The sequence below is a fragment of the Mesorhizobium sp. M7A.F.Ca.US.014.04.1.1 genome, assembly GCF_003998745.1.
Taxonomy (GTDB): Bacteria; Pseudomonadota; Alphaproteobacteria; order Rhizobiales; family Rhizobiaceae; genus Mesorhizobium; species Mesorhizobium ciceri.
Genome location: NZ_RZRW01000014.1, coordinates 1 through 25,518, shown reverse-complemented (window position 1 = coordinate 25,518; position 25,518 = coordinate 1). Strand labels below are relative to the sequence as shown.

General features: G+C 63.4%; 28 protein-coding genes. 7 read left to right on the top strand and 21 right to left on the bottom strand.

Features of this window, described 5'->3' with window-relative positions:
* The 12 genes from EOA22_RS02000 to EOA22_RS01945 form a co-directional block, all read right to left on the bottom strand.
* Nucleotides 1-699: ROK family protein (locus tag EOA22_RS02000; protein WP_164755185.1), on the bottom strand; the 699-nt coding region annotated here is incomplete at its 3' end.
* On the bottom strand, nt 696-1,418 hold the full coding sequence (locus EOA22_RS01995; RefSeq protein WP_013532941.1) for a ribulose-phosphate 3-epimerase: 723 nt from the start codon (nt 1,416-1,418) through the stop codon (nt 696-698). The genes EOA22_RS01995 and EOA22_RS02000, both read right to left, overlap by 4 nt.
* Entirely contained in the window at nt 1,415-2,248 is an 834-nt protein-coding gene (locus tag EOA22_RS01990) for an alpha/beta hydrolase (RefSeq protein WP_063167593.1), read from the bottom strand. The genes EOA22_RS01995 and EOA22_RS01990 overlap by 4 nt, the downstream gene beginning before the upstream one ends.
* Nucleotides 2,248-3,066, bottom strand: a complete 819-nt coding sequence (locus EOA22_RS01985) for a sugar phosphate isomerase/epimerase (protein WP_063167592.1) — start codon at nt 3,064-3,066, stop codon at nt 2,248-2,250. The genes EOA22_RS01990 and EOA22_RS01985 overlap by 1 nt, the downstream gene beginning before the upstream one ends.
* On the bottom strand, nt 3,066-4,142 hold the full coding sequence (locus EOA22_RS01980) for a Gfo/Idh/MocA family oxidoreductase (protein ID WP_127389824.1): 1,077 nt from the start codon (nt 4,140-4,142) through the stop codon (nt 3,066-3,068). The genes EOA22_RS01985 and EOA22_RS01980 overlap by 1 nt, the downstream gene beginning before the upstream one ends.
* Before the next feature lie 11 nt (nt 4,143-4,153).
* On the bottom strand, nt 4,154-4,975 hold the full coding sequence (locus EOA22_RS01975; RefSeq protein WP_127389823.1) for a sugar phosphate isomerase/epimerase: 822 nt from the start codon (nt 4,973-4,975) through the stop codon (nt 4,154-4,156).
* A gap of 63 nt (nt 4,976-5,038) precedes the next feature.
* Nucleotides 5,039-5,881, bottom strand: coding sequence for a carbohydrate ABC transporter permease (locus EOA22_RS01970; RefSeq protein ID WP_013532946.1), 843 nt, complete (start codon nt 5,879-5,881; stop codon nt 5,039-5,041).
* Nucleotides 5,882-5,886: 5 nt separating this feature from the next.
* Nucleotides 5,887-6,783, bottom strand: coding sequence for a sugar ABC transporter permease (locus EOA22_RS01965; protein WP_063167589.1), 897 nt, complete (start codon nt 6,781-6,783; stop codon nt 5,887-5,889).
* A 138-nt stretch (nt 6,784-6,921) separates the two neighbouring features.
* On the bottom strand, nt 6,922-8,169 hold the full coding sequence (locus tag EOA22_RS01960) for a sugar ABC transporter substrate-binding protein (RefSeq protein WP_024502559.1): 1,248 nt from the start codon (nt 8,167-8,169) through the stop codon (nt 6,922-6,924).
* A 110-nt stretch (nt 8,170-8,279) separates the two neighbouring features.
* The gene (locus EOA22_RS01955) at nt 8,280-9,425 is read right to left on the bottom strand and encodes an ABC transporter ATP-binding protein (RefSeq protein WP_063167588.1); all 1,146 of its coding nucleotides are present in this window, start codon (nt 9,423-9,425) and stop codon (nt 8,280-8,282) included.
* Nucleotides 9,426-9,514: 89 nt separating this feature from the next.
* Nucleotides 9,515-10,465 carry a PfkB family carbohydrate kinase gene (locus EOA22_RS01950; RefSeq protein ID WP_063167587.1) on the bottom strand — a complete coding sequence of 317 codons (951 nt, stop codon included), beginning with the start codon at nt 10,463-10,465 and terminating at the stop codon, nt 9,515-9,517.
* 3 nt (nt 10,466-10,468) lie between these two features.
* On the bottom strand, nt 10,469-11,269 hold the full coding sequence (locus tag EOA22_RS01945; RefSeq protein WP_023756676.1) for a class I fructose-bisphosphate aldolase: 801 nt from the start codon (nt 11,267-11,269) through the stop codon (nt 10,469-10,471).
* Between the two features lie 162 nt (nt 11,270-11,431).
* Here EOA22_RS01945 and EOA22_RS01940 point away from each other — a divergent pair, with 162 nt between their 5' ends.
* The 3 genes from EOA22_RS01940 (at nt 11,432) to EOA22_RS01930 (ending at nt 14,573) form a co-directional block, all read left to right on the top strand.
* Nucleotides 11,432-12,193, top strand: coding sequence for a DeoR/GlpR family DNA-binding transcription regulator (locus tag EOA22_RS01940; protein WP_013532952.1), 762 nt, complete (start codon nt 11,432-11,434; stop codon nt 12,191-12,193).
* A 267-nt stretch (nt 12,194-12,460) separates the two neighbouring features.
* Nucleotides 12,461-13,609, top strand: coding sequence for a Gfo/Idh/MocA family oxidoreductase (locus EOA22_RS01935; protein WP_013532953.1), 1,149 nt, complete (start codon nt 12,461-12,463; stop codon nt 13,607-13,609).
* Nucleotides 13,610-13,619: 10 nt separating this feature from the next.
* Nucleotides 13,620-14,573: an alpha/beta hydrolase gene (locus EOA22_RS01930; protein WP_082826663.1), complete on the top strand. Its 954-nt coding sequence runs from the start codon at nt 13,620-13,622 to the stop codon at nt 14,571-14,573.
* Here EOA22_RS01930 and EOA22_RS01925 read toward each other — a convergent pair.
* Nucleotides 14,570-15,604, bottom strand: a complete 1,035-nt coding sequence (locus tag EOA22_RS01925) for a LacI family DNA-binding transcriptional regulator (RefSeq protein ID WP_063170181.1) — start codon at nt 15,602-15,604, stop codon at nt 14,570-14,572. The genes EOA22_RS01930 and EOA22_RS01925 overlap by 4 nt on opposite strands.
* Before the next feature lie 339 nt (nt 15,605-15,943).
* On the opposite strand from EOA22_RS01925, the gene rsgA reads away from it, so the two are divergent.
* On the top strand, nt 15,944-16,984 hold the full coding sequence (rsgA, locus tag EOA22_RS01920; protein ID WP_063167585.1) for a ribosome small subunit-dependent GTPase A: 1,041 nt from the start codon (nt 15,944-15,946) through the stop codon (nt 16,982-16,984).
* A gap of 19 nt (nt 16,985-17,003) precedes the next feature.
* Here rsgA and EOA22_RS01915 read toward each other — a convergent pair whose 3' ends face one another.
* The gene (locus EOA22_RS01915; RefSeq protein ID WP_027163878.1) at nt 17,004-17,537 is read right to left on the bottom strand and encodes a sterol desaturase family protein; all 534 of its coding nucleotides are present in this window, start codon (nt 17,535-17,537) and stop codon (nt 17,004-17,006) included.
* A 173-nt stretch (nt 17,538-17,710) separates the two neighbouring features.
* Between EOA22_RS01915 and EOA22_RS01910 the strand changes: the two genes are divergently transcribed.
* Nucleotides 17,711-18,181 carry an NUDIX domain-containing protein gene (locus EOA22_RS01910; RefSeq protein ID WP_027163879.1) on the top strand — a complete coding sequence of 157 codons (471 nt, stop codon included), beginning with the start codon at nt 17,711-17,713 and terminating at the stop codon, nt 18,179-18,181.
* 10 nt (nt 18,182-18,191) lie between these two features.
* On the opposite strand, the gene pobA is transcribed toward EOA22_RS01910, so the two are convergent.
* From pobA to pcaD, 6 genes are read right to left on the bottom strand one after another with little or no spacing between them, the layout of a single operon-like run.
* Nucleotides 18,192-19,364, bottom strand: a complete 1,173-nt coding sequence (gene pobA / locus EOA22_RS01905; protein ID WP_063167584.1) for a 4-hydroxybenzoate 3-monooxygenase — start codon at nt 19,362-19,364, stop codon at nt 18,192-18,194.
* Nucleotides 19,364-20,416: a 3-carboxy-cis,cis-muconate cycloisomerase gene (locus EOA22_RS01900; protein WP_063167583.1), complete on the bottom strand. Its 1,053-nt coding sequence runs from the start codon at nt 20,414-20,416 to the stop codon at nt 19,364-19,366. Before EOA22_RS01900 ends, pobA begins: the two co-directional genes overlap by 1 nt.
* Before the next feature lie 19 nt (nt 20,417-20,435).
* Nucleotides 20,436-21,050 carry a protocatechuate 3,4-dioxygenase subunit alpha gene (pcaG, locus tag EOA22_RS01895; RefSeq protein WP_063167582.1) on the bottom strand — a complete coding sequence of 205 codons (615 nt, stop codon included), beginning with the start codon at nt 21,048-21,050 and terminating at the stop codon, nt 20,436-20,438.
* The gene (pcaH, locus tag EOA22_RS01890) at nt 21,050-21,805 is read right to left on the bottom strand and encodes a protocatechuate 3,4-dioxygenase subunit beta (RefSeq protein WP_013532962.1); all 756 of its coding nucleotides are present in this window, start codon (nt 21,803-21,805) and stop codon (nt 21,050-21,052) included. The genes pcaG and pcaH overlap by 1 nt, the downstream gene beginning before the upstream one ends.
* The gene (gene pcaC, locus EOA22_RS01885) at nt 21,795-22,202 is read right to left on the bottom strand and encodes a 4-carboxymuconolactone decarboxylase (protein ID WP_013532963.1); all 408 of its coding nucleotides are present in this window, start codon (nt 22,200-22,202) and stop codon (nt 21,795-21,797) included. The genes pcaH and pcaC overlap by 11 nt, the downstream gene beginning before the upstream one ends.
* On the bottom strand, nt 22,195-23,004 hold the full coding sequence (gene pcaD, locus EOA22_RS01880; RefSeq protein ID WP_063167581.1) for a 3-oxoadipate enol-lactonase: 810 nt from the start codon (nt 23,002-23,004) through the stop codon (nt 22,195-22,197). Before pcaD ends, pcaC begins: the two co-directional genes overlap by 8 nt.
* 93 nt (nt 23,005-23,097) lie before the next feature.
* On the opposite strand from pcaD, the gene pcaQ reads away from it, so the two are divergent.
* A complete protein-coding gene (pcaQ, locus tag EOA22_RS01875; RefSeq protein WP_063167580.1) occupies nt 23,098-24,015 on the top strand; it encodes a pca operon transcription factor PcaQ in 918 nt (305 codons plus the stop codon).
* 18 nt (nt 24,016-24,033) lie between these two features.
* On the opposite strand, the gene EOA22_RS01870 is transcribed toward pcaQ, so the two are convergent.
* Complete coding sequence (locus EOA22_RS01870) at nt 24,034-24,963, bottom strand: aldose 1-epimerase (protein ID WP_063167579.1); 930 nt, start codon at nt 24,961-24,963, stop codon at nt 24,034-24,036.
* Nucleotides 24,964-25,072: 109 nt separating this feature from the next.
* Between EOA22_RS01870 and EOA22_RS01865 the strand changes: the two genes are divergently transcribed.
* Nucleotides 25,073-25,518 (top strand): FadR/GntR family transcriptional regulator (locus tag EOA22_RS01865; protein WP_245478580.1); only part of this gene is annotated, 446 nt, incomplete at its 3' end.

Sequence of the window (25,518 nt, the reverse complement as noted above, 5' to 3'; positions counted from 1 at the left end):
GGCAAGATCGTCGCGCAGCCGTGCCGCCTCGACGACATGGCGGCCGGTCACCTCCGCATCCGCTGACAGGCGCCGCAAGGCCGAGCCGTCGCCGGCGGCCGTGGCGGCGGTGGCGCGGCGGCCGAGCGCGGTTCCCGAAGCGATGGCCTCGAAGCAGCCGATAACGCCGCACACGCAACGCTCGCCCTCATTGGTGATGGTCATGTGACCGATCTCGGCGGCAAGGCCACGGCGGCCATGCAGGATGCGCCCATCGACGACGACACCGCCGCCGATGCCGGTCGACACCGTGACAAAGACCAGCGAGCGAGCGCCATGGCCGGCGCCGAAGCGCCATTCGCCGAGCGCCGCGGCATTGGCGTCGTTCTCCAGACGGACCGGCAGGCCGAGCCGCCGCTCGAGGATGTCGGCAAGCGGCACATCCAGCCAGCCGGTGAGTGTCGGCGGGCCGACGGCGATGCCGGCCAGCGGATCAAGCGGTCCCGGCGCACCGACACCGACGCCGACGACCGACAGTGCCGGGGCTTCGGCATGGACGGTCGCCGCCAGCGCCTCGATCTGGCCGATCACCACGTCTGGACCGGCCTGCGCCTGCGTCGGCACCGCTGCGAATGCCAGGATCTTGCCCTCACGGTCGACCAGGGCGGCGCGAAGCTCCGTCCCGCCAAGATCGATCGCAAGGGCGGCTTCCGTTGTCATGCCGCGACCTTCAAGCCGTGCAGCCAGCCGATGCGGCCGGCGAGGTCCTTGTCACCGAAGGCGAGCGAACCGAGAACCACGGTTTCGGCCCCGGCGGCACGCAGCAACGGCACGGTCTCGTGGCGGATGCCGCCGTCGGCCGCCAGAACCACTTGCGCCTCGCGGCCGGCCTTTCTCAGGATGGCGCGGGTAGCGCCCAGCCTGTCGCAGGCCTTGTCCGACAGGCTCTGTCCCTTGACGCCGATTGCGGTTCCAAGAAGCGTTACGAAGGCGACTTCCGGGACGAAGGCCGTCACCGCTTCCACAGGCGTCTCCAGCCTGAGCACGACGCCCGCCTCGGCGCCGAGCTCCCGCGCCAGCCGCACGGCGCGCAATCCCGCTTCGCCATTCTCGGCATGGACGCTGATCATGTCGGCGCCGGCTTCGATGAACTGGCGCGTCTGCGCCTCGACGATTGCTTCATCGACCATCAGGTGGACATGGATGGGCTTGGCCGTCAGCCCGGCGATGCGGGCAACGAGGTCGGGGAAGAACAGGAAGGACGGGGCGAAATGACCGTCCGCCACATCGATATGATGAAGATCGACATAGGGTTCGATGCGCTTCAAGTCGTTCTCGAAATTGGCAAGATTGGCAGACCAGAGCGAGAATTCGGCGATCATGCGATCGCGTGGCAGTTCGGCGATGGCGGCCGGGCCGGAGAGAGATTTCGAGATCATGATTGGTCCTGCTTGTCAAAATTTGTGTTGAGAAAGCTGCCGATGGCGGCGCGGATTTCGGCGAAATGGCGCTCCTTGTCGGTGGCCTTCGGCGTCACCTCGACAAAGGCGGCATTGGGGATGGTGTCTGCAAGGCTGCGCGCGGTGGCCAGCGGATGGACGAGATCGATGCCGCTGCCGATGACGAGTGTCGGGAGCGCGAGGCCGGCGGCCGCTGCCCGCGTCACGCCGGGCCCATCGTTTGCGATCGCTCGCATCACCTCGGCGAAAACATTCGCATTGGCGCGCGCGAAAAAGCCGAGCAGGGAAGCAAGATTGTCCGGCGCCTCGATGCGAAAGCGAGCCGCCGTGGCGGAGGCCGCAAACGCATCGCGCGCGTCATCCAGCGGACGGCCGCGGATGAGCTCCGCCACTTCCACGTAAGGGCGCATGTTTTGCGATGCCGCGTCGAAAGCCCAGGCAGGGCGAACAAGCACGAGACCTGTGACCCTATCCGGGTGCCGGGCCGCAAGCCGCAAGGCGATTGCCGCGCCCATCGAGATGCCGCCGGCGACGAAACGGTCGAGGCCGGCGGCATCGGCGGCAGCCAACACGTCGTCGGCGAACATCTCGATCGAAAAAGGACGCTTGCTGCCGGCGCCGGAGCCGCCCTGAGCGCGACATTCGACGGTCAGTCGGCGGTATGAAGGACCATCGGGAAAGTTCTGCGCTACTTGTGCCGCATCACCGCCGAGGCCGTGCTGGAAGACGACGGGAGGCCTGCCCTGCCCCGTGTCGAAGACACGAAGCGATGCATCGTCGCGAAGCAGGATCGCCGGCGCGGCGCCCATCAGAGGAGTCCCCGCAGAAAGGCTGCGACGCCGGGGGCTTCATCGGCGGACAGCCCGTGGGTGACGAGCGATCCGTCGAAGCCCGCTGCCTTCAGCCGTGAAACAAAATGCGGAAAATCGACGATGCCTTGTCCGGCGGTGGCAAAGCGGCCGTCACCAGAGCGATCCTTGGCGTGCGCCATGGCGATATGGCCGGCAGCCTCGTCGATCGCGGCGGCGACGATGGCGCGCGCTTCGTGTGGCGTCGCGTGCTCGAACAGGTTCGCCGGATCGAGCACGATCTTCAGATGCTTCGATCCCATTTCGGCGATCAGCCTGGTCGCGTCCCTGGCCGAGGTAACGATGTTGGCCTGCTCGGGCTCGATGCCGAGATCGACGCCGGCGTCTTCGGCAAGCGCCAGCGCTTTCTCCATCTCGGCGGCCATGTCGGACCAAGCGGCCGGCGTGCTATTGTCGGGATGATACGCCCATTGATCGGCGGCATTGCGCGAGCCGGTGCAGAGCGTGACCAGCGGAATACCGAGGGCCGCCGCCGCCTCGATGACGACGGCAAGACGGCGAAGACCATCGTCGCGCACAGCCTTGTCGGGATGCGCCATGTTGTAGGTGCCCGACAGCGCGGCCAGCGAAACGCCTGACGATCGCACTGCGGCACGGACGGAAGCGATGGCATCTGCCGGCACGACATCCGGCATCGACGGCAGGCCGGCGCAGGCGAGATTGAACTGCGTCGTCTCATAGCCAGCCTGCTTAACCGCCGTCAGCACGGCAGCCGGCTCTGTGCCGGCAAATGTCTTGGCGAAAATGCCGAGACGCATCAGACCGCTCCCGAAACCGAGGCGAGTTCGACCCGTTCACCTGTCTCGACCGAACGCGCGATGGCGACCATGGCGCGGATCGAGGCGATACCGTCCTCGACATTGGCGCCGCGCATCGGCGTGCCGTTCAGGACTGTATCCGCTAGGCCTTCCAGTTGGCGGCGGAAGAAGTGGCCGTCGGCGCCGAGCGGCTTGTGGGCGGTGGCGGTCTTCTCGTGAAATATCTCGACCTCGCTGGCGCGGAAGTACCAGGGGTTGAAGGTTTTCGCGATGACGGGGCCGTTCTCGCCATAGAGCTGAAAACCTTCGTGCCAGTCCATGCGCACGGCAACGGTCAGGTCGAGATGCCCGAGCGCGCCGCTGGCGAACTCGGTCTCGACGAACCAGCAATAGGCGCCGAATTTCTCATTGAGGCGGGCGCGCACGGCAACGATATCGCCGCACAGGAAACGCGCCGTATCGACGAGATGCGAGCCGTGCGCCAGCATGAAATATTGCCTGAGATCAGCCTTGGGATTGCCGGTCGGCTTCTTCGCCAGCTTGCTGGTGACCGGCAGCGGCTGAATGGCATCGGTGTTGGTGTAGCGATGGGTGGAATCGCAGTACCAGGCCTTCAGCGCCAGCACCTCGCCGATCTCGTCGCGGACGAAGTCGTGCGCGGCCTCCAGCGCCGGGTCGAAGCGCTTCATATGCCCGACCTGCAGCACCTTGCCCGAGCGCCTGACCGCCTGGGCCAGCGCCTCGCCTTCCTCCACCGAGGTGCCGATCGGCTTTTCGCACAGGACATGCTTTCCCGCATCGAGCGCCTTGATCGACATCGGCACGTGATAGGCGTCCGACGTGGCGACGATCACCGCTTCCAGTTCGGGATCGGCGAGCATGGCGTCGTAGTCGGCATACATCTTTTGCGGCTCGTAGGTGGCGCCCATGCGGGCGAGCAGATCGGGTGCCGCGTCGCAGATGGCGTAGAGGTCGGCATTCCCAGCCTTCACGCAGGATTGCAGATGCGCGAACTGCGCGATGGGGCCGCAGCCGAGCACACCGACCCTGAGGCGTCTGTCCTGTTTCTTGATCATCGTCTCGTTCTTCAGGCGCCCAAGCTGCGCATTGTCTGGCGGTTGGTTTTTACCGCGCCGGCGGGATCGGCGGCGGCCGTTTCGGATTCTTCGTCCAGCGCCAGCCAGCCGTTGAAGCGCGGTGCGGTGTTGGCGATCTCGATCACCGCCGGCGTGTCGCAGACGCCCTTGCCGAGCATGGCCCAGCTGCCGTTGGCATCGACGTCCTTGAGGTGGATGTAGCGGATGCGGTCGCGGTAGGTGCGCAGCGTATCGGACATGTCCTTGTGGCCGCGCAGTATATGGCCGGTATCCGGTACCCAGCCGACCAGGTCGGGGTCGAGCAAGGCAAAGATCGCGTCGTAATCGGCGCGGTCGAACAGCAGCGTGTTGTGGTGCGAGCTGGGATGCACCGCGACCTGAACACCGTCCCTGCGGCCAAGCTCGCCGGCCTGGTTGTAGACCTCGGCCGCGATGGCGAACTTCTCGTCGCGCGGGCCGTCGGACACCACCGTGGCCGAGCCCATCGACACCAGCGCATTCGGGAAGGCGGCGGCGAAATCGATCCAGCGTTTGGCGGTTTCGAGGTCGGCGCCGATCTCCTCCTTCGACGTAAAACCGCTGTGCGAGCCAAAGGCGAAGGAAACCAGCGTCAGCCCCCACGCCTTCAGCGCGGCGGCGAACTCCTCCGGCTTGTTGCCATAATGTCCGATCATGGTGTCGGTGATCTCGATGCCGGCATAGCCACCGTCAGAGATCGCCCTCAGCAGATCGTCGGGGCCGCCGGTGAACCGGTCTCCCAGCATTTCCCAGGTGAAGGTCTGGCAGCCGACTTTGAGGTCTTTCACGTTCATCCTTTCAATCCTTGATACCGCTTATTGATTGATGCCACCCTGCGTCGCCGTGGGATGAACATCCTACTTGACCGAGCCCGCGGTCATGCCGGCGAGGAAGTATCTCTGGGCAACGAGGTAGATGAGCAAGAGCGGTAGCGAGCCGAGCACGCTCATCGCCATCATCTGGTTCCATTCGAAGGCATGCTGCCCCATCAACAGCTGGATGCCGATCGGGACCGTGCGCATGGACGTCGACTTCGTCAGCGTCAGCGCAAAGAGAAATTCGTTCCAGCACAACAGGAAGGTGTAGACCGACGTCGCCACGATACCAGGCAGTGAAATCGGGACAATCACCCGCCAAAGCGCGGTCCAGCTGCTGCCGCCGTCGACAGCCACGGCTTCATCGAGATCGCGGGGCAAGGTGTTCAGATATCCCGTCATCAGCAGGATCGCGTAGGGCAGCGTAAACACCAGGTAGGTCAGGATCAGTGCGACATAGGTGTCGAAGATACCGTATGAGACGACAAGCCCGAAGAAGGGGATCAAAAGTGTGATCGGCGGAATCGTCTGCGTGCTGATGATGATTGTGTTCAGGCTGCCCTTGCCGCGGAAATTGAAGCGGCTGAACCCGTAGGCCGCCAGCAAGGCGATCAGCACCGTCAGCACGGTCACCGCTCCCGCCACGAAATAGCTGTTGAAGAAGAAGCGCAGCTTTACCGGGTCGCCAAGGATGGCTGCATACGCTTCCAGCGTGAACGCCTTTGGCAGGATGGTTGGCGGCAGGGCAAAGATTTCGGTATTCGATTTGAACGAGCTGCTCAGCATCCAGTAGATCGGGAATGCCGCGAAAAAGAGCCCTGCTGCAAGCGCTACATGGAGCGCCACGGTGATCAGCCTGTCTTTCGGCGTGTGCCTTTTCCTCATGGTGATTACCGAGCCTTTTGATAGCGAATATAGAACAGCGTCAGGCCGAGAGAGATCAGCAGGATGACCACGGCGCTGGCCGAAGCCTGCGACAGGTTGTAGCTCGAAAATGCCAGCTTGTACGTGTAGGTGCTGAGGACCTCGGTCGAGTAGATCGGGCCACCGCCCGTCGTTATCCAGATTAGCGGGAAGACCTGCATGGTCCAGATGAAGTCGAGCAGCGAGATGCTGATGATGATCGGCATCAGCTGCGGAATGGTGATGAAGATCAGCTTCTGGTAGGCTTTCGCCCCGTCGATATCGGCGGCCTCGTAGAAATCCTTGGGAATGCCCTGCAAACCCGCGAGCAAACTGACCATGAAGAGCGGGTAGCCCGCCCAGATATTGGCAAAAGTGACTGCATGCAGCGCGGTCTCAGGCGAGGAAAACCATTCGACCTTGGAACCGATGATGCCGATTTGCATGAGAATACTGTTCACGACACCGTTCGGCTCAAGCAGGAGGCGCCAGATCACGGCGATGATCACCGCGGTGAACAGCCAGGGCAGTATGTAGAGCACACGCAGAATATTGCGCAGCGTCGGATTGATGCGGTCGCTGTTCAGCATGAGCGCGAAGACCATGCCGATGGTCATGTGGAAAATGACACTCATGCATGTGAAGTAGAGCGTGTGCCACAGCGAAGCCCAGAACACGGGGTCGTCGAAGATCGCCTGGTAGTGCTTCAGTCCGGCAAAGGATGGGTCACGACGCAGCACCGCGCTGTTCTGGAACGAGTAGGCAATCACCGTCACCATCGGCAGCAGCATCAGGAGCCCGACTATGAGCAGCGCGGGCGACAGATAGAGGTAGGGTGCGACCGCTCGTTTGAGCTTGTGGTGGGAGCGCTTTTGCCGGGTCATGTGCCAACCTTGGGATACGCCTTCAAGGGAAGGTAAGCTTTCGAAAACAAGTCCACTCAGAATGCCGATCCGTTGTTGCCGGGTGGCCTGCCCGAAGTCAGGTCACCCGGTCGAAGACAGCAAACGGGAACAGGCCGATCAGAATTTCGCCATCCAGCCCTTCTGAGCGGCGGCGGCGGCTTGTTCCGGAGACTGCTCGCCGGCGAGCATCTTCTGGGCTTGCACGTCGAACTGGGTCATCAGGTCTTCAGCCACCGGCAGGCCCGTGAACTCATTGGCGAGATGACCGGTCTTGAAGATTTCAAAAGCCTTGCCGAAAGCCTTGTCCGAGGTCACGAAATCGGGCTTGGCGTTGACGTTGCCCGGGAAGGCGTTTGCAAGCGACACGAGCTTGGCGTTGACCTTTTCACTCATCAGATATTGGACGAGTTTCCAGGCCTCTTCCTGATGTTTCGAAGCCGCAGAGATGCCGATGCCCCAGGAGGCATAGGGAAGGCCGCGCTTGCCGGTATAGTTTTCCACGACAGGGACCGGGATGAGGTCGAAGTTCAGCTTGGGATTGCGCTTGCGGATGAGGTTCACATGCGCGAGCGAGTCGATCATCATCCCGACGCGGTTGTTGACGAACTCCTCGACCTTTTCCTGCTCGGTCTTGGTGGCGATGCCGGGCGAGATGGTGCCGGCGTCATTGAGTGATTTGACGAAAGTGAGCATATCCACCACCGGTTTGCCCTCAAGGTCCGGCTTGCCGCTCGCCATCATCGACTGGCCCGAAGCCCAAACCCACGACATCATGTCGTTCTGGACGCCGGATGGCGTTTGCAGCGACAGGGGCAGCACCCAGCCATACTGGTTCTGGTCGGCGTGCGTCATCTTCTTGGCGGCTTCGAGAAACTCCGCACGGGTCGACGGCAGCTTGGTCACGCCCGCCTTGGCGGCGAGGTCCAAATTCACGAAGACCGGATAGACGAACGAAGCCACGGGAAACATCACGGCCTTGCCGTCCACCTTGATGATATCCGCGACCTGGCTCTTGTCGAAACCGCTCGCATCCATCATCGGATTCATGTCGGCGAGTGCGCCCTGCGCATTCAGATTGTTCACCCAGGCGCCGTCGAGACCGACGACGTCGCTGAGCGTTCCGGTTGCAGCACCAACCGAGATCTGGTCTCGCGTGGTGGCGTAGGGGCCGCTGACCAGCGTCACCTTGATTCCGGGGTTTGCCGCCTCGAACTCGTCCATAATTGACCTGAGCGAGCCAGCCGGCAATTCGGGCTCCCACCATTGGGTGAATTCCAGCGTCGTATCCGCCATGGCGCCGGTTGCGCCAAGCAACCATGCGGCCGCGGCTATTTTCAGCATCGCGGATTTAATACGAAACGTCATTTTCTCCTCCTTCTTTATATTCGCCCGCACAATGCGGCCGATCGTCTGATTATTCAGAAGTCTTCTTACGCAGGCGCCTCACCCTCGCCCGCGGGTCTTATCGCTGATATTCAGATTGCCAGATGCGTCTCGGGGTCGAAGAAATGGAGCTTGGCATCATCCAGGGCCAAGCTGATTTCCGAGCCGGAGCGGACTGTGCTGACCGGTTCGAATTTCGCCACCGCATTCGACGCCAGGCCGAAATCCTGCACCGCGTCAGGGTCGCCGGAGTCCACCCGGACCGCGTCGATGTTGAGATGGACGATTTGTTCGGATCCGAGTTCTTCGATCGAGGTCACCTTTGCCGGTATCGTCTGATACTTGCGGCCGGATTCGAGACTGCTGTCATAGAGATCCTCCGGTCGTATCCCGAACACGACCTTGCGCCCCGCATACGACCTCAAGCCCGGCCTGCGCACGAAGGCTGCATCCTGCAGCCGGATGGCCAAGGCGCCGGACATCAGTTCGTCGCCCGTCAGGGTTGCCTCGAAAAGATTCATCGAAGGAGACCCGATGAAGCCAGCAACGAAAGCGTTCACCGGCGATTCATAGAGCCTCTTGGGTGCGTCGACCTGCTGCAGCACGCCGCCTTTCAACACCGCGACCCTGTCGCCCATCGTCATGGCTTCGGTTTGGTCGTGGGTCACATATATGGTCGTTACGCCGAGCTGCTTTTGCAGACTGGTGATTTCGGCGCGCATTTGAACACGCAGTTTCGCGTCCAGATTGGAAAGGGGTTCGTCCATGAGAAAGGCTGCCGGCTCGCGCACCATGGCGCGGCCCATGGCAACCCTTTGACGCTGTCCGCCTGAAAGGTTCGCGGGTTTGCTGTCCAGCAGAGACGTCAGTTGAAGGGTTTTGGCGATCTCGTCCACGCGCTTTTTGCGCTCGGCCTTCGGCTTGCCTGCCAGCCGCATCGAAAAGCCAATGTTTTCGAACACGGTCATATGCGGGTAGAGAGCGTAGCTCTGGAAGACCATCGCAATGTCGCGGTCCTTGGGCGGCATGTCGACGACGTCGACCCCGCCGATCCGAAGGCTGCCGCTGGTGACGTCCTCCAATCCCGCGATCATCCGCAACGCGGTGGATTTGCCACAGCCGGACGGCCCGACGAGAATCAAGAACTCGCCGTCCTTGACCGACAGGTTCAATTGGTCGATTGCGTGAAAATTGTTCCCGTATGTCTTGCAGATATTCTCAAGAACGACTTCTGCCATATTCCTCCCTCCACAAGTCTAAGCCACTGATTTTTATGATTGTCCTCGGCTTACGTTCACCTGCGAAATTTTTCCTCGGATAGTTCGGGCTATGTTCCGGTATCAAGCCGCGCATATTTCAGTTCGACTGCCGACGGCGCGTTCGTCGATGCCAGGAGTTCCTTGACCTGGTCGTCGGTCGGAAGCGCCTCGCGCCCGCCCCGCCCCGTTATCGAAAGGGCCGCCGCCGCGGCCGCGAATGCGACCCGGCCTGCGGTGTCGGCCCCGCGCGTCAATGCAAGGGCATAGGCGCCATGAAAGCAGTCACCGGCGCCGGTCGAGTCGACGACGGCAACCCGTTGCGGAGGCAGGTGCCAGAGCCCTGTCTCGTCGCGTCCGCGATAGAAGACGCCTCTGCCGCCATCCGTCAGAACCACGGCGGACCGCGACGGCAACCACAATGCATCGAGTATCTCGGCCGGCGAGTGGCGGCCGGTGGCGGTCCGCGCAAAGCCCAGCGGAAGAATGAGATGGTCGCAGAGCCCGATCAGTCTCTCGGTGGCCGGGCCGTGGCTCCATTCGACATCGCCGAGGATCGCAAGGCCGAGATCGCGAGCCCGAGCCACGACATCCAGCGACCCGATCCCGTAACTGTCGACGATCAGGACAGTCGCGCGGCTGAGAACCTCGTCCGGAAAGTCCGGCGCGGTGCCCAGCATCGCTTCGTCGTCATACGCGATGAACCGCTCCCCATCCGAACCGACGGTGATCCGCGAGCGCACCGGGCGCGCGTGCGGGTGGCGCGGCGCGAACGCGGTTTCAACGCCGCTCGCAACGAGATCGCACAACACGGCGTCGTCGGCGGCACTGCCCAGCCATCCGACGAACCCGGCGCTTCCGCCGAGCCGCGCGACGGCGGCAAGTGCCGTCGCGACGTTTCCCCCGAAAGCTCGGGCACTTTGCAAAACCTTCCCCTTGCCCGCCGACAACGGCTGATCGACATAGACGATGTCGTCGATCGCAATAGCTCCGAAGCCGAGGATTGAAGGGACGGCGGGCATCGTTCAGGCACCCGCCTTCGCCAAGGCGTCTTGCGCCGAAAGGCCGTCATGGATGACGCCCCGAAAGGCGATCGCTGCCTTTTCCGGATCGCCGTGCCCCCAGAGATTGCGGCCCACCACGGCACCGCGCGCGCCTGCACGGATGGCGTCCGCCGTCTGTTGAAGGGCGCCGAGCAGCGTGTCGGTCTTCGGACCACCAGCGATCACAACCGGCACCGGGCAGGTCCGAACGGTCTCTCGGAACGACTCGAAATCGCCCGTGTACCCGATCTTGATCACATCGACGCCGGACTCGTAGCCGATGCGTGCCGCATAGGCGATCTCGTCGGGGGTGAAGACGATTTTTGCCCCGTCGGTGAAATCGCGAGGGTAGATATGCGCTACCACCGGCATGCCGTAACGAGCCGCCGCGTTCACCGAATCGGTCAGCCAGCGTATGTATTTTCCCTCGGTCGCGCCGCGCACCGGAATGGCCACGGCCAACGCATCGGCGCCGGCGCGCACCGCATCCTCGGGCGTTGCAATCAGTTCACTGATGCGATCGTCTGGGGTGAAGCAGCCGGCCTGGATCACCAGGGAAGCCTTGCCCGCATATTGCGGCCACAGATGGCGCGCGGTGCCAGGCTGGATGCTGACGTAGTCAGGTTTGCCTACCATGACGCGTGCAAGCGCACCCGGCAGGTCGGCAAGACCTCCTTTGCGCACGTCGCCATAGCCGACAAAGTGGTCGACCGCGCCGCCAAAAAGATTCCCCGATGGATGTGAGAAGAGGCGCGCCAGGCGCACCTTGGTTCCGAGGCTCATGAGTCCAAAACTCTCCAATTGATTGATTTCAAAATCCTGGACCCAGTGTTTGCGAAAGAAATAACAAATGCAATCTTTCGAAAGCTTTCGAATTCGCCTATTTTCGGTAGAGTGAACCGAGGCCAGGGCGATCGCTTGGCGCATGGAGGCAAGGACAGGCCAATGTTGTCAGAGCAGAGACGCCAATCGATCCTGGGTGAAGTGCAACGCAGCGGACAGGTTCGCATCAAGGACCTGTCAGACGATTTTGGCGTGTCGGAAGTCACGGTGCGCTCCGACCTCGAGATACTGGATCGCAAGGGACTGCTGACCAAGACCCGCGGAGGCGCGGTGACCCGGACCACGGATTCGACCACGGCCGCGTTCGCCCGGCGGATGCAAACAAACCTCGATGCAAAGAAACGCATCGCCCGGGCAGCGATAGACCTGTTCGAGGACAACCAATCGGTCATCTTCGATGGCGGCTCGACATTGATGCAGGTTGCCATGCTGTTACCGCCGCTCAGCAATGTCGTGGTCGCGGCCACGGCGATGAATATCGTGCAGCATCTGATGCATCGGCCCGGGCTCGACGTTCACATGATCGGCGGCCGGGTCTACCCGGATACGGTAAGCACGCTGATCACCGATGCCGACACGGCTCTCGGCGGCTTGGTAGCGCATCAGGTCTTTGTTGGAGCGCATGCAATTGACTCGTCACTGGATGTGGTCGACGTGAACGAAGACATGGCGCGAACCAAGCGAAACCTCGTGCGCATGGCCCGGCGCGTTGTCCTCCTTGCGGATTCGAGCAAATGGGGCGTCAGCGGAACCTCCAAGGCCTTTTCGCTGTCGAGCGTCGATGTCGTGATCACCGACGATGGCCTGTCCGGCCCAATACGCAGCCAGCTTGATAGGACAGGGGCCAAGGTGATCTATGCCTGACCCCGTCGAGGTCCCTGGCCGCGGCGGAAATATCCGATGCGCGCATGACCCACGGCATCCGCATCGGCGGTCGGCCGTTTTTTCATGTCGGTCATTTTCTCCTCCCAGGACTGGCAGCCTCCCGATATCGCGCCAGCATTTTCGCATGTTGTATAAAAATTTTACGCGCGTCAATATTTAAAATGTTGTATAGCCCTTTGCGAAGGCGATCCGTTACTTCTGGGCGGATTCGGCAGACGGTGACCGCGTTGGGAGGTACGATCGAAAATGCACGGGATATCAACGACGAAACTCGGGATCGGCGTCATCGGATGCGGCAATATCTCGATGACCTATCTGCGCAATGCCGCTCTCTTCGGCGGCATCGAGTTGCGCGCCTGCGCCGATATCTCGGCCGACATGACGGCGCTGCGGGCGAAGGAATATGGCATACGGGCACTCGGCGTCGATGCACTGCTGGCCGACCCCGAGATCGATCTCGTCCTCAACCTGACCATTCCGGCGGCGCATTTCGACATTTCGTTTGCCGCCCTTTCGGCCGGCAAGCACGTCTTCACCGAAAAGCCGCTCGCCACCTCGGCCGCCGATGGACGGCGCCTGGTCGACGAGGCGCGGTCGCGCGGGCTGCTGCTCGGCTCGGCGCCCGACACCTTCCTTGGTGCAGCCGGACGCCGCGCCCGCCGGCTGATGGATGACGGCGCCATCGGCCGCCCGGTCACCGGCACCGCCTTCATGATGGGCCGCGGCATGGAGCACTGGCACCCCAACCCGCAGTTCTACTACCAGCCAGGCGGTGGCCCGGTGTTCGACATGGGCCCCTACTATCTGACCATGCTGGTCAATCTGCTCGGCCCGGTCGAACGCGTCATGGCGATGGCGACGCGCGGCCAGGAGGAGCGGCTGATCACTGCCGAAGGGCCATTCAAGAACACCACATTCAAGGTCGGCACGCCGACCAATGTGCTGTCGCTGCTGGAGTTCCGCTCCGGCGCAACCGTCACCTTCGGCGCCTCGTGGGATGTCTTTCGCCACTCCAACCATCCGATCGAACTGCACGGCACGGAAGGCTCGCTGCGCCTGCCCGACCCCGACACGTTCGGCGGCACCGTGTCGCTGTCGAAACGCGGCACCGACTGGAGGGATTTCGCCAGCGAAGGCGAACTCTATGGCGCCCGCAACTGGCCTTATGCGGCGCCCGATCGCGCCAATTACCGCATGCTCGGCGTCGCCGATCTGGTGCGCTCGCTTCAGACCGGCAACACGCCACGCGCCTCCGGCAATCTGGCGCTGCATGTGCTGGAGATCATGGAGGCTATCCTGCGCTCCGGTGAAACACAGGGCTCGGTCGCCATCGCGGGCGATGTCGTCCAGCCGGCCCTGCTGACCGAGGAAGAGGCGAGCGATCTGCTGGCCTGAGGGTATGATCATGACGCTCGATCCGGATGCGCTGCGCGTCCTCGACATGGCTCGTGCAGCCGGCGGCAAGCCATTCGAGACCGGCAGCGTGGCGGCGGCGCGAGCTGCCTACAACGCCTCGTTCCCGACGCTGCAAGGTGAGCATGAGCCGGTCGCGACGACCTTTGAACAGCAGATCGACGGGCCGAACGGCCCCATCGCTGTCCGCATCCATCGCGGCATCGACGCACTGCCGAGCGGGGCGCCGGCGCTGCTCTATCTGCATGGCGGCGGCTGGGTCATCGGCAATCTCGATTCACATGACGAGATCTGCCGCCTGATGGCCAATCTCGGCAACGCCGTCATTGTCTGCCCCGACTATCGCCTGGCCCCGGAGCACAAATTTCCCGCCGGGCTCGAGGATTGCCTGGCGACACTTCGCTTCATGGCCGAGAATGCCGTCGACCTGGGCATCGACAAGGTGCGCATTGGTGTTGCCGGCGACAGCGCCGGCGGCAATCTTGCCGCAGTGCTGGCGCTGCTCGCACGCGATGGGCTCGCTCCACCACTTGCGACGCAGATCCTGATCTATCCCAACACCGACGCGCGGCAGACATCGGACAGCTACCGGCGTTTCGGCGACGGCTTCGGCCTTACCGCGACGACCATGGCATGGTTCCGCGACCATTATGTGCGAACGCCCGACAATATCATGGACTGGCGCGTCTCGCCCTTGCTGGCGCCTGATCTTGCCGGCGTCGCGCCAGCATTCGTGGCGCTTGCGGGCTGTGACATCCTGGCCGACGAAGGGGCAGCCTATGCGGCGCGCCTGCAGGCCGCGGGCGTGCCTATGATCCTGCGGCAATGGCCGGGCCAGATCCATGGCTTCGTCTCGATGGGACGCCATATTCCCGCCGCCCGGCAAGCGGTGGTCGAGGGGGTGACGGCCTGGCGCCACTTCGAGGGATCGACGTCGACCGGTTAGGCCGACTGACGCATCACCAGGTTGGCACCGAGCTTGACGGTGCGCGCCATGCCCTGCTTCGGCGGATCGGCCTCGTCCAGCAGGGCCAGCAGGATCTCGACGCTGCGGCCGGCCATGGCGGTGAAATCCTGCGCCATGGTGGTCAGCGCCGGACAGGTGTAGCGGCTCAGCGGATGGTCGTCGTGGGCGGCAACGCGCAGATCGCAATCGGGCCTGCGGCCGACCTTCAGGCCGCGCGAGTACGCGGCCGCCATTACGCCAAAGGCGAGACGATCGTTGGCGCACAGGATGGTGCGGCCGGGCAAGGTCCCGGCCTCCAGCATTTTTTCCGTCTGCTCGTAGCCGATGCGTTCGAAGTCCCAGGTGTAATCGCGCGCGGCCTCGATGACGGCCGGCTTGAAGCCGGCGGTCTCCATCGCGACGATGTAGCTCTCCTGGCGTTCGCCGGAGTTGTGGTTGACATGCGGAATGTCGAGATAGACCGGCGGTTCGCCCGAGCGACAGAGATAGTCGACGATGGTCGACACGCTCTGCCGGTTGTCGTTGCCGACGAACGGCGTATCGCCCTCGATATAGGTGTCGAAATAGACGATCGGAATGTCCTGCCCGAGCTTGTCGAAGACGCTGCGGTCGGAGGCAAGGCCGAGCGGGGCGATGATCGCGCCGGCCACCTTCAGCGACAGCAGCGTCCTGACCGACTCCGCCTCCAGCTTCGGCGAGCCATGCGAGGAAATGACGATCGGCCAGTAGCCTTCGTCGCGGCAACGAAATTCGATGCGGCTGACCATCTCGGCGTAGAAAGGATCGGTGATCGTCGGCACGACGATGCCGATGTTGCGGGTGCGCTTGCGGTTGAGATTGCGGGCGAAAAGGTTCGGCTGATAGTCCGAGGAACGCAGGGCGGCTTCGATGCGCGCCCGCGTCGCTGGCTTCACGCTCGCCGGATCGTCGAAATATTTGGACAGCGTCGGGCGCGACACGCCGCATGCCTGGGCGAAGTCGTCCATCGTGCGGTGCGTCTTCTCCGCCATCGATATATTCCTGATCCCCTGCCAACGATCGGCCCCGCCCACAGTCATGCGGCCGTTGACCGGATGCGACAATGCTTGACGGAACTTATTCAGTCAATTTTCACAGTTCCCAATAGAACGCAAAAATATTCCATGCGTCAAATTATTTGTTAACGCTTCAAAACTGATGGCGTCATGGACTTCATTGTCAGTTCGACGAAGGGCTGCAGAAGCTTGCCGCTCAGCCCTCAGCTACGGGCCTGCTTGCCAAATGTCGCCATGCCGCCCATACACGGCTTGGAAATCACCCCACCCCGTTCGCCCCCCCTGCCAGGGATACCGTCCAATGTCCGTGACGCCGTGGTCAAAGCCGTGACGGATCACTCCACGCCATCGCTCGCCAGCCTGGGCTGGACCGAATTTTTCGGCGACCAGCTCGAGCCCGGCGAAGCCAATCTTGTCCCGACGCGGATCGCCACCGTCCACCGCGATCGCCTGACCGGCCTGTCCCAGGCAGGGCCGGTCGATCTGACGCTGGCGGCGCAGGCAAACACCGGTGACTATGCCGTCGGAGACTGGGTGCTGGTCGATGGGCATGAACACCTTGTGAAGCGCCGCCTGACCCGCAAGACGGTGCTGGAACGCCGCACCCAGGGCGGCGGCAGGGTGCCGCAGCTTGCCGCGGCCAATGTCGATACGCTGTTCATCGTCACCTCGTGCAATGCCGACTTCAATCCCGCCCGGCTCGAGCGCTATCTGGCGCTGGCCAACGAGGCCGGAACGACGCCGGTGATCCTGCTGACCAAGGCCGATACCGCTGAAGACGCCGAGACCTACCAGAAGCAAGCTGCGGCGTTGCAGCGTGGATTGCCGGTGGTGATGCTGAACCCCCGCACATCGGATGCGGCAACCGTCCTGGCTGCCTGGTGCGGTGTCGGCCAGACGGTGGCGCTGATCGGCTCCTCCGGCGTCGGCAAATCGACGCTGGTCAACACGCTGGCCGGATCGGCGCAGCAATCGCCGCAACAGACCGGGGGCATCCGCGAGCACGATTCCAAGGGACGCCACACCACCACGTCGCGATCGCTGCATTCCATCGCCGGCGGTGGCTGGGTGATCGACACGCCGGGCATGCGGACGCTGCAGGTCAGCGATGTCGGCTACGGCATCGACACGCTGTTTGCCGAAATCACCGAGCTTGCACCGCTCTGCAAGTTCCGCGACTGCACGCATGTGCACGAGCCGGGTTGCGCGGTTCAGACTGCCTTGAAGGCGGGGACGCTCGACCCGGAGCGCCTTGCCCGCTGGCGAAAACTGTCCGACGAGAACCAGAACAACACGCCGGTCCAGAGCGGGCCTCGCGGAGCCAAGACTTCCGGCGGTCGCGGAAAGAGGCGCTGAACGGCGAGGACTGAGGACTTCAGAGCTGCGCCGTGCCGAAAACGCGATCCCAGAATGCCGAAGTCACACCGAAATTGGCCGTTTCGTCGATGTGGTGATGCACCGCATGACGGCGCTTGAGCGTATAGAGATAGCTCGGATGCGCCGGGTGCCAGTGATGGATCATGTGGTGGATGCTGATGTACCACAGATATCCCAGCATCAACCCGCAGCTCACCGCGCTCGCGGTGGCGAAATCTGAGACCACCCAAACGGGCACAAACGCGACCAGCGCATGCACGCCGAGACTGAGCCAGGTTGGCGTGCCCACAGAACTGCGTTCCTCGACATGGTGACGGTCGTGCAGGTCCTTGACGTAAGGAATATGGTGAAGAGCGAACCTGTGCAGCACATACTCGATCAGCGTCCAGAGGCCGAGACAGGCGAGGACAGTGCCGATCCAGCCTGGCGCACTCTCTTCGCCAGCCTCGAGCAGCCCGGCCACTGCCAGCACGGCGATCACCAGCGGATACACCACGAAGTCGCTATAGTAGCCAATAAGACCGAGTTGCATCGTCACCTAGCCTTCGAGCCGCCAAATAAGCGATGGTATCAGATTGCCGGACTCGCGACCGAGGTGCAATGCAGACGCGCCTGACATAGCGTCGCAATCCCCTAGTGCAAGGTTCGCATCAACGATTCAAGGACCATCAGCAGGCTGCCGGCTTCGCAAATGGACGTACAAAAATGGCAAAACGCAGTGCGGGATTGCTGATCTATCGCCGCAGCGATGGCGATCTCAGGGTGTTGCTGGTTCACCCGGGCGGGCCGTTCTGGGCGAAGAAGGACGATGGCGCCTGGTCGATGCCGAAGGGTCTCGTCGGCGAGGACGAGGATGAGTTGACGGCAGCGCAACGCGAGACCGAGGAAGAGCTCGGCGTCAAGGTTGATGGTCCCTTCGCGCGGCTCGGCGACTACAAACAACCCGGCGGCAAGATCGTCTCGGCCTGGTCTGTCGAGGCGACCATCGACATCGACGTGGCCGCCATCAAGAGCAACATTTTCACCATGGAATGGCCGCCAAGGTCGGGATCCCTGAAGGAGTTCCCGGAGGTCGACAGAGCGGGCTGGTTCACCTTGCCCGAGGCCGAGGTGAAAATCCTCAAGGGGCAGCGCCCGATGCTTTTGGATTTTGCCAGGCAGCAAGGCGCCGGATGATCCGCAGCCCTCAATAGGGCAGGCCGACATAGTTTTCCGCGAGCGCGGTCGATGCGGCACGCGACTGCACGAGATAGTCGAGCTCGGCCTCCTGGATGCGCTGGCCGAACTCGGCGGTGTCGGGAAAACAATGCAGCATCGTCGTCATCCACCAGGAAAAGCGAACCGCCTTCCAGACCCGCGCCAGCGCCTTTTGCGAATAGCAGTCGATGCCAGCCGCGGATTTGTCGCGATAGAAGTCGCACAAACCCGAGAAGAGATAGCGCACGTCGCTGGCAGCGAGGTTCAGACCCTTGGCGCCGGTCGGCGGCACGATGTGGGCGGCGTCGCCGACCAGGAACAGCCGGCCGAAGCGCATCGGCTCGGCAACGAAGGAGCGCAGCGGCGCGATCGATTTCTCGAAGGATGGGCCGGTGACGACGCTTGCCGCCGTCTGCTCGGGCAAGCGGCGGCGCAGCTCGTCCCAGAAGCGCTCGTCCGGCCAGGCTTCGACGCGATCGTCCTGCGGACACTGCACATAATAGCGGCTGCGGTGCGTCGAGCGCATCGAGCACAGGGCAAAACCCCTTTCATGATTGGCGTAGACCAGTTCGTGATCGGCCGGCGGCACTTCGGCCAGCACGCCGAGCCAGCCGAACGGATACTGCCGCTCGAAGATTTTCAGCGCACGCTCGGGCACCGATTTGCGGCTGACGCCGTGATAGCCGTCACAGCCGGCAATGAAGTCGCAATCGATGCGATGCGTGACCCCGTCCTTGTCATAGGTCGCGAAAGGTGCGGCGCCGTCGAAATCGTGCAACGCGACATTTGCCGCCTCGTAGATCGTGGTCAGTCCGTCCGCATCGCGCTTGTCCATCAAATCGTGCGTCACCTCGGTCTGGCCATAGACGGTGACATGCCTGCCGCCGGTCAGTGCCTCGAGGTCGATGCGGTGCAGGCGTCCGTCGAAGGCGAGCGAGATGCCGGAATGCGGCAGTCCTTCCGCGTGCAGCCTTGCCGCCGCGCCGGCCTGTTCCAGCAATTCGACGGTGCCCTGTTCGAGCACCCCTGCCCGCACTCGGCCAAGCACGTGCTCGCGGCTCGCGCGTTCCAGAATGACCGTCTCGACGCCGATGCCGGCCAGAAGCTGCCCAAGCAGCAGGCCGGACGGTCCGGACCCGACGATGACGATTTGCGTGCGCATCAGTGGCCGAGACTTTCGACCTGTGCGGCCAGCTCAGCGGCAAGGCGGAGCGACGCGGCCGTCGCGATGACCATTTGCGGCAGCAATAGCCATTCCAGCGTCCAGGCAGCGCCCGAGCGCTCCTGCTCATGCACGAGCGCGTGATGCATGCCCGCAAGCTGCGTGGCGTTGAAGCGGGCAAGCGCCACCAGCGCTTCGGCCTTCACCGGGTTCTGCTTGTGCGGCATGGCCGAAGAGCCGCCGCCGCCGGAAAGCTCGATCTCGGTTCCACCTTGCGCCATCAGCGCGATGTCCTGGCCGAATTTGCCGAGGCTGCCTGATAGCAGCGACATCAGGCCGGCGAAATCGGCGAGTGCGTCACGCTGGTTCTGCCAATGCGGGGCGTCGCCAAGGCCGAGCTTTGCGGCCAGTGCTGCGCGCACCGCCGGACCTTTGTCGCCTAGCTTTTCCAGCGTGCCGGCGGCACCGCCGAACTGCACCACCAGCAGACGCCTCGACTGTTCCGACAATCTTTCCTGATGCCGTTGCAGTGGCGCCCGCCACGTCCTGACGCGGTCGGCCGCTTTGATCGGAATGGCTGGCTGCATGCGCGTCATTCCCGTCAGCGCCCTGCCGCCAAACCGCTCTTCGAGCGAGACGAGCCGTATAATGGTCTCGGTCAGGAGCAGGCCGAGATGCTCGACGATGGACTTCAGCCGAAACACCAGGCCGGTATCGATGACATCGTGGCTGGTTGCGCCGAGATGCACTTTGTCGCCATGCGGTTCGCCGACCGCCGCCCTGATCTGGCGTACCAGTTCCGGCACAATGACGCCGTCTTTGGCGACGGCAGCCCGCAGCAAGGCGGTGTCGGGCCGGAATGTGGCAAGTGCGGCCACGATCGCGGCGGCATCATCCTTGGTGATAATCCCGTTTTCAGCTTCCGCTTGCGCCAGCGCCCGCTCGAAGGCAAGCATCGCCTCGATTTCCGCCTCGATGGAAAAATGCCGGTTCGCCTCCTCGTCGCCGAGAAGAGCGGAGAGCAGTGGATGGTCGAAGGGCGATACGGTCATATCCTGCTCCTCCTGACCATCAGCTGTCGAAGAAGACCGTTTCCTTCTCCCGCTGGAGATGGATGTCGAAAACATAAATATCGCCGTTGCGCTCGGCGATCAGCGTCGGCACGCGGACGCGGTGCTCGATGCGCGCCAGGATCGCATCCCCGGCATTGGCCTTTTCCTCATCGGAAAAATACAGCCGTGTGTGCAGGCCGAGATTGATGCCGCGCGCGACGATCCAGAGGGTGATGTGCGGGGCCATCAGGCTTCCGTCCCTGAACGGCACGCGGCCCGGCTTGATCGTCTCGAACGTGCACAGACCGGTGTCCATGTCGGTCGGGCAACGGCCCCAGCCGAAAAAGTTCGGATCGGCCGCGCCGCGCAGTTCAGCCGGCGAATTGTAGAGCCCATCCGCATCTGCCTGCCAGATCTCGATCAGCGCATCCTTGAGCGGCGTGCCGGTACCGTCGAGCACCCGGATGCGCAGGCCGATGCGCTCCCCCTTGGTCTTGTCGTTGACCATGGTCGCACCAAGGTCGGTCGCATAGACGCCGCCGATGCCGCAGAAATTGGGCGTCAGCCCGATATGAACATAAGGTCCGGCGGTCTGCGAGGGGCTTTCCCTGAGCCGGTCGAGCGACTGGGCCATCAATTGCCCTCCAGCCTGTTTTCGAACAGCGACGCGCGGCGCCCGCGCAGCACGATGTCGAACTTGTAGGCGCGCGCGTCGAAGGGGATCGTCGCCTGCATGTCGAGCGTGGCGATCAGCGTTTCGACGGCGGCCTTGTCGGGGATGCCGCGCACGATCGGGCAGTGCCAGATCAGCGGATCACCCTCGAAATACATCTGCGTGATCAGCCGCTGCGCAAAGCCGTGGCCGAAGACCGAGAAATGGATGTGCGAGGGCCGCCAGTCGTTCGGCCCGTTCGGCCAGGGATAGGGGCCGGGCTTGACAGTGCGAAAGGCGTAGCCGCCATCCTCGCCTGTTATGGCGCGCCCGCAGCCGCCAAAGTTCGGGTCGAGCGGCGCCAGATAGCCGTCCTTCTTGTGGCGGTAGCGGCCGCCGGCATTGGCCTGCCAGAATTCGAGCAGCGCGCCGGGTACGCCAACGCCGCGTTCATCGAGCACCCGGCCATGGACGATGATGCGCTCGCCGAGCGCGCTCTCGCCGGGCCTGGCGAAATTGTGGATCAGGTCGGCGTCGAGTTTGCCGAGCATGGCGTGACCGAAGACCGGGCCTGCAATCTCCGACAGCGTGTTGTCGAACGGCAGCGGCGCCTTCTGCGGCGAGCGCAGCACGGAGGTCTTGTAATTCGGTGTCAGAACAGGTGGATGCCAGGTCCGGTCGCGCTGGAAGAAGGCGCCGGTCTCGGGCCTTCGGTTCGAGCCGGACTCAGCGGTCATTCTGGCTTCCGTCCATTTCCGAAAACACGTCCTTGGCAATTCTGAAGGCACGGTTGGCGGCCGGCACGCCGGCATAGATGGCGACATGCAGGAACGCCTCGCAGATATCGTCGCGCGAGGCACCGGTGTTGACGGTGGCGCGCACATGCATAGCAACCTCCTCATCATGGCCGAGTGCGGCCAGCAGCGCCAGCGTGACGATCGAACGCTCACGCCTGGTCAAGCCCGGCCGCGCCCACACGGTTCCCCAGGCGGCCTCGGTGATCAACTCCTGGAAAGGCTGGTCGAAATCGGTGGCGGCGACCTCGGCGCGGTCGACATGGCGGTCACCAAGCACCGAGCGCCGCACCGCGAGGCCGGTGCGATATCTGGTTGCGTTGCCGGGGACTTCATCCATGGGTTTCTGCTCCAGGGGCAAGCGACGCGATAAAGCCGCGGATCAGGGCGGTGAGCGCTTCAGGCTGTTCGACGCAAGGAATGTGTCCAGCGTCGCGGATGATTTCGAAGCGCGCGCCGGGGATCAGCGCGGCCAGCGAGCGGACGAGATCGGGAGGTGTCGAGCCATCCTGGTCGCCGGCGACGCAGAGCGTCGGCACCGCGATGCGGCGTGCAGCATCGGTGAAATCGGCATCGCGAACGGCCGCGCAAGTCCCTACGTAACCTGCAAGCGCTTGCCTCGTCATCATGTTCCAGTAACCGTCGAGCTCGGCCTGACGCGCCGCGTGGAAGGCGGGGGTGAACCACACTTTGAGCACGCCATCGGCAATCGCCTGGATGCCCTTGCTTTCGACGGTCGCGATGCGTGTGTTCCAGCTGTCTGTCGTGCCGATCTTGTGTGCCGTATCGCAAAGGATCAGGCCTTCGACGATTTCAGGCCGCCTGGCATAGAGCCCCTGCGCGATCATGCCGCCGACCGACAGGCCGCACAGCACGACCTTGCTCAAGCCGAAATGATCGATGAGCGCCGAGAGGTCATCGACGTGATCGTCGATCGACCTGATGTCGCCGATGTCGGACAGTCCGTGGCCGCGCTTGTCATACACCAGCAGCGGCATTTCACCATCGAACGTCGAGACAATTTCGTCCCAGATCCGGAAGTCGGTGCCGAGCGAATTGATGAATATGATTGGGCGCGCATTGCCGGTCGCCTTGATGTGGCGATGGTGCAGCGTGATGCCGCCGATGGTGACGAATGGCACGGTTTCGATCCTCCGCCCTCACATTGCACAAGGCGTTTGGTTCGGTAAAATGATATTTTTTGGCGTTTCATTAACTCAGGGGTTATCGAATCCATGTCCGAGAGCCGCATTCGGTTCCGTCACCTGCAGGCATTCCTGGAAGTTGCGCGGCAGGGGAGCGTGGCGCGAGCGGCTGACTTGCTGCATGTCAGCCCGCCGGCCGTGACCAAGACATTGCGCGAACTGGAAGAGGCGCTGGGGGTTGCGGTGGTGGAGCGCGACGGCCGCGGCATCCGACTGACGCGCATCGGCGAGATCTTCCTTCGCCACGCCGCCATGGCGATCACGGCGCTCAAGCAAGGCGTCGATTCCGTCCGCCAGGACGGAGCGGTCAACCGGCACCCGATCCGCATCGGCGCGCTGCCGACGGTGTCGGCGCGGGTGATGCCGCTTGCCATGAGCCTGTTCCTCAAAGAGAGCACCGGTGCGGCGATCAAGATCGTCACCGGCGAGAACGCGGTGCTGCTCGAACAGTTGCGCACCGGCGCGCTCGATCTCGTCGTCGGACGGTTGGCGGCGCCGGAGAACATGACCGGCTTCTTCTTCGAGCATCTCTACTCCGAACAGGTGCTGTTCGTGGTGCGGGCGCGACATCCGCTGCTTGAGCCCGGACAGGACGTGTTCGCGCGGCTCGACGAGTTCCCGGCGCTGATGCCGACACGGGAATCGGTCATCCGCCCTTTCGTCGACCGCCTGTTCATCACCAGCGGCATGACGGCGCCGGCAACCGAGATCGAAACCGTCTCGGACTCCTTCGGCCGCGCCTTCCTGCGGCAGAGCGATGCGGTTTGGATCATTTCGGCCGGTGTCGTCGCCAATGAACTCGGCAGTGGCGCCTTCGTCGCCCTGCCGGTCAACACCGAGGAAACCAAGGGACCGGTCGGCCTGACGATGCGGACCGACACGGCGCCCTCGCCGGCCTTCTCCATCCTGTTGCAGACCATCCGCGAAGCGGCGAGGCAAAGCAGTTGATGCGGCTCAGACTGGCGATCAGATCTCCCGCGAAGGCGTGAAGCGAACGCTTGCGGACCGCATGTGCCCGGGCGCCAGTACGATACAGCCGGCCTCGATGCCCGTGTCAGCCCTGCGGTTGAAGGCATCGGTGATGTTGCTGACCGGTTCGGCGCAAAAGAACGGCTCGCCGGGCGGCGTGTAGAGGACAAGGAAATCGAGTGGCGCCTCGGCCTCGATGTCCAGTTGCCGTCCATGCTCCGGCCAGGAGATCCGGGCGCGGCGCGACCATCCGGTGAAGACCGTGTCGAAGTCCGTCTCCGACACGTCGAAGCCCGTGGTCGGGTTGGAGCCTGCAGGCGGCAGGACGTGCCGGGTGGGCAGGATTTCCGCGTCGGTCTCCCACATGCCGGACACCCGCGCCTGGACATGCGTCCACGGTGTCGATGGGAAATAGGGATGCAGGCCGAGCCCGGCCGGCATCGGCGCGTCCGACAGGTTGCGCAGCGAGATGGCGGTGATCAGGCTGCCATTGACCAGCGAGATCTCTTGCCTTGCCTCATAGCTCCACGGCCAGGAATCGGCGGCATGGCGATAGGATAGGACAGTGGCGCTGGCTTCGTGCCGCACGACGGTCCATGGCCGACGCCAGCCATGGCCATGCTCATGATGTGGATCGTCCGGGCTGGTCGGCAGTTCGACGGTGCGGCCTGCGAATGCGAAGCGGCCGTGCCTTATGCGATTGGAATAGGGAACCAGCGGGAAGCAGGCCATGGCGCCGGCATCGCGGCCGTCGATCGCCGCCTGATCCGCAGGGCGCAGCCAATCCACGACGGATCCGTTTTGCCGCCAGCGATACGACGCCAGCGCGCCGCCGGCGGCCGGCGCGATCTCCACGGTCGCAATGCCGTCGCTGATCGAGATCAGCCCTTGGTGCTGCTCGGCAACGGCAGCGGAATTCTTTGTCATCGGCACTCCCCCATCCCTTGACTCCAATCGCAATGCCGATAAGACATATCATATGAATAGTATGAAGAATAACAAATCTTTCAGTATGGCGCGTACGTCGAGAGTCGCGGTGGCGGTTTCCAGCGGCTCCACCGCTCTGCATGCGACCGTCGTCGAGCAAATCGGATTGCGCATCGTTCAAGGCGATTTCCTGCCCGGCGAGGCACTGCCCAATGCCGACGATTCAAGCGAGATGCTGGGGGTCAGCCGCACGGTGCTGCGCGAGGCGATCAAGGTGTTGGCGGGCAAGGGGCTGGTCGAATCGCGGCCGAAGACCGGCACAAGGGTGCGTCCTCGTGCCGACTGGAATTTCCTCGACCCGGACGTCCTGTCATGGCGCTATGCCAGCGGTGTCAGCGCCGACGATGTCCGGGCGCTGTTCGAATTGCGCAGGGCCATCGAGCCGATGTCGGCAGCGCTTGCGGCCCAGCGCGCCACGCCATCGCAGATCGCCGAGATCAATGCAGCTCTGGTCGAAATGGAGGCGGTGGTCGACGACGGCGACCGCTTCGCCAA

Bases quoted from the DNA above. Each gene is read 5' to 3' on its own strand.
- pcaG (WP_063167582.1), bottom strand. From the start codon at position 21,050: ATGGCCCAGTCGCTCGACCGGCTCAGGGAAAGCCCCTCGCAGACCGCC.
- EOA22_RS01930 (WP_082826663.1), top strand. From the start codon at position 13,620: ATGACGCTCGATCCGGATGCGCTGCGCGTCCTCGACATGGCTCGTGCA.
- EOA22_RS01910 (WP_027163879.1), top strand. From the start codon at position 17,711: ATGGCAAAACGCAGTGCGGGATTGCTGATCTATCGCCGCAGCGATGGC.
- EOA22_RS01980 (WP_127389824.1), bottom strand. From the start codon at position 4,142: ATGATCAAGAAACAGGACAGACGCCTCAGGGTCGGTGTGCTCGGCTGC.
- pcaC (WP_013532963.1), bottom strand. From the start codon at position 22,202: ATGGATGAAGTCCCCGGCAACGCAACCAGATATCGCACCGGCCTCGCG.
- EOA22_RS01935 (WP_013532953.1), top strand. From the start codon at position 12,461: ATGCACGGGATATCAACGACGAAACTCGGGATCGGCGTCATCGGATGC.
- EOA22_RS01960 (WP_024502559.1), bottom strand. From the start codon at position 8,169: ATGACGTTTCGTATTAAATCCGCGATGCTGAAAATAGCCGCGGCCGCA.
- EOA22_RS01995 (WP_013532941.1), bottom strand. From the start codon at position 1,418: ATGATCTCGAAATCTCTCTCCGGCCCGGCCGCCATCGCCGAACTGCCA.
- pobA (WP_063167584.1), bottom strand. From the start codon at position 19,364: ATGCGCACGCAAATCGTCATCGTCGGGTCCGGACCGTCCGGCCTGCTG.
- EOA22_RS01965 (WP_063167589.1), bottom strand. From the start codon at position 6,783: ATGACCCGGCAAAAGCGCTCCCACCACAAGCTCAAACGAGCGGTCGCA.
- EOA22_RS01950 (WP_063167587.1), bottom strand. From the start codon at position 10,465: ATGCCCGCCGTCCCTTCAATCCTCGGCTTCGGAGCTATTGCGATCGAC.
- EOA22_RS01900 (WP_063167583.1), bottom strand. From the start codon at position 20,416: ATGACCGTATCGCCCTTCGACCATCCACTGCTCTCCGCTCTTCTCGGC.
- EOA22_RS01975 (WP_127389823.1), bottom strand. From the start codon at position 4,975: ATGAACGTGAAAGACCTCAAAGTCGGCTGCCAGACCTTCACCTGGGAA.
- EOA22_RS01870 (WP_063167579.1), bottom strand. From the start codon at position 24,963: ATGACAAAGAATTCCGCTGCCGTTGCCGAGCAGCACCAAGGGCTGATC.
- EOA22_RS01970 (WP_013532946.1), bottom strand. From the start codon at position 5,881: ATGAGGAAAAGGCACACGCCGAAAGACAGGCTGATCACCGTGGCGCTC.
- EOA22_RS01925 (WP_063170181.1), bottom strand. From the start codon at position 15,604: ATGGCGGAGAAGACGCACCGCACGATGGACGACTTCGCCCAGGCATGC.
- EOA22_RS01915 (WP_027163878.1), bottom strand. From the start codon at position 17,537: ATGCAACTCGGTCTTATTGGCTACTATAGCGACTTCGTGGTGTATCCG.
- EOA22_RS01940 (WP_013532952.1), top strand. From the start codon at position 11,432: ATGTTGTCAGAGCAGAGACGCCAATCGATCCTGGGTGAAGTGCAACGC.
- EOA22_RS01985 (WP_063167592.1), bottom strand. From the start codon at position 3,066: ATGCGTCTCGGCATTTTCGCCAAGACATTTGCCGGCACAGAGCCGGCT.
- EOA22_RS01955 (WP_063167588.1), bottom strand. From the start codon at position 9,425: ATGGCAGAAGTCGTTCTTGAGAATATCTGCAAGACATACGGGAACAAT.
- pcaQ (WP_063167580.1), top strand. From the start codon at position 23,098: ATGTCCGAGAGCCGCATTCGGTTCCGTCACCTGCAGGCATTCCTGGAA.
- EOA22_RS01945 (WP_023756676.1), bottom strand. From the start codon at position 11,269: ATGAGCCTCGGAACCAAGGTGCGCCTGGCGCGCCTCTTCTCACATCCA.
- EOA22_RS01990 (WP_063167593.1), bottom strand. From the start codon at position 2,248: ATGGGCGCCGCGCCGGCGATCCTGCTTCGCGACGATGCATCGCTTCGT.
- pcaH (WP_013532962.1), bottom strand. From the start codon at position 21,805: ATGACCGCTGAGTCCGGCTCGAACCGAAGGCCCGAGACCGGCGCCTTC.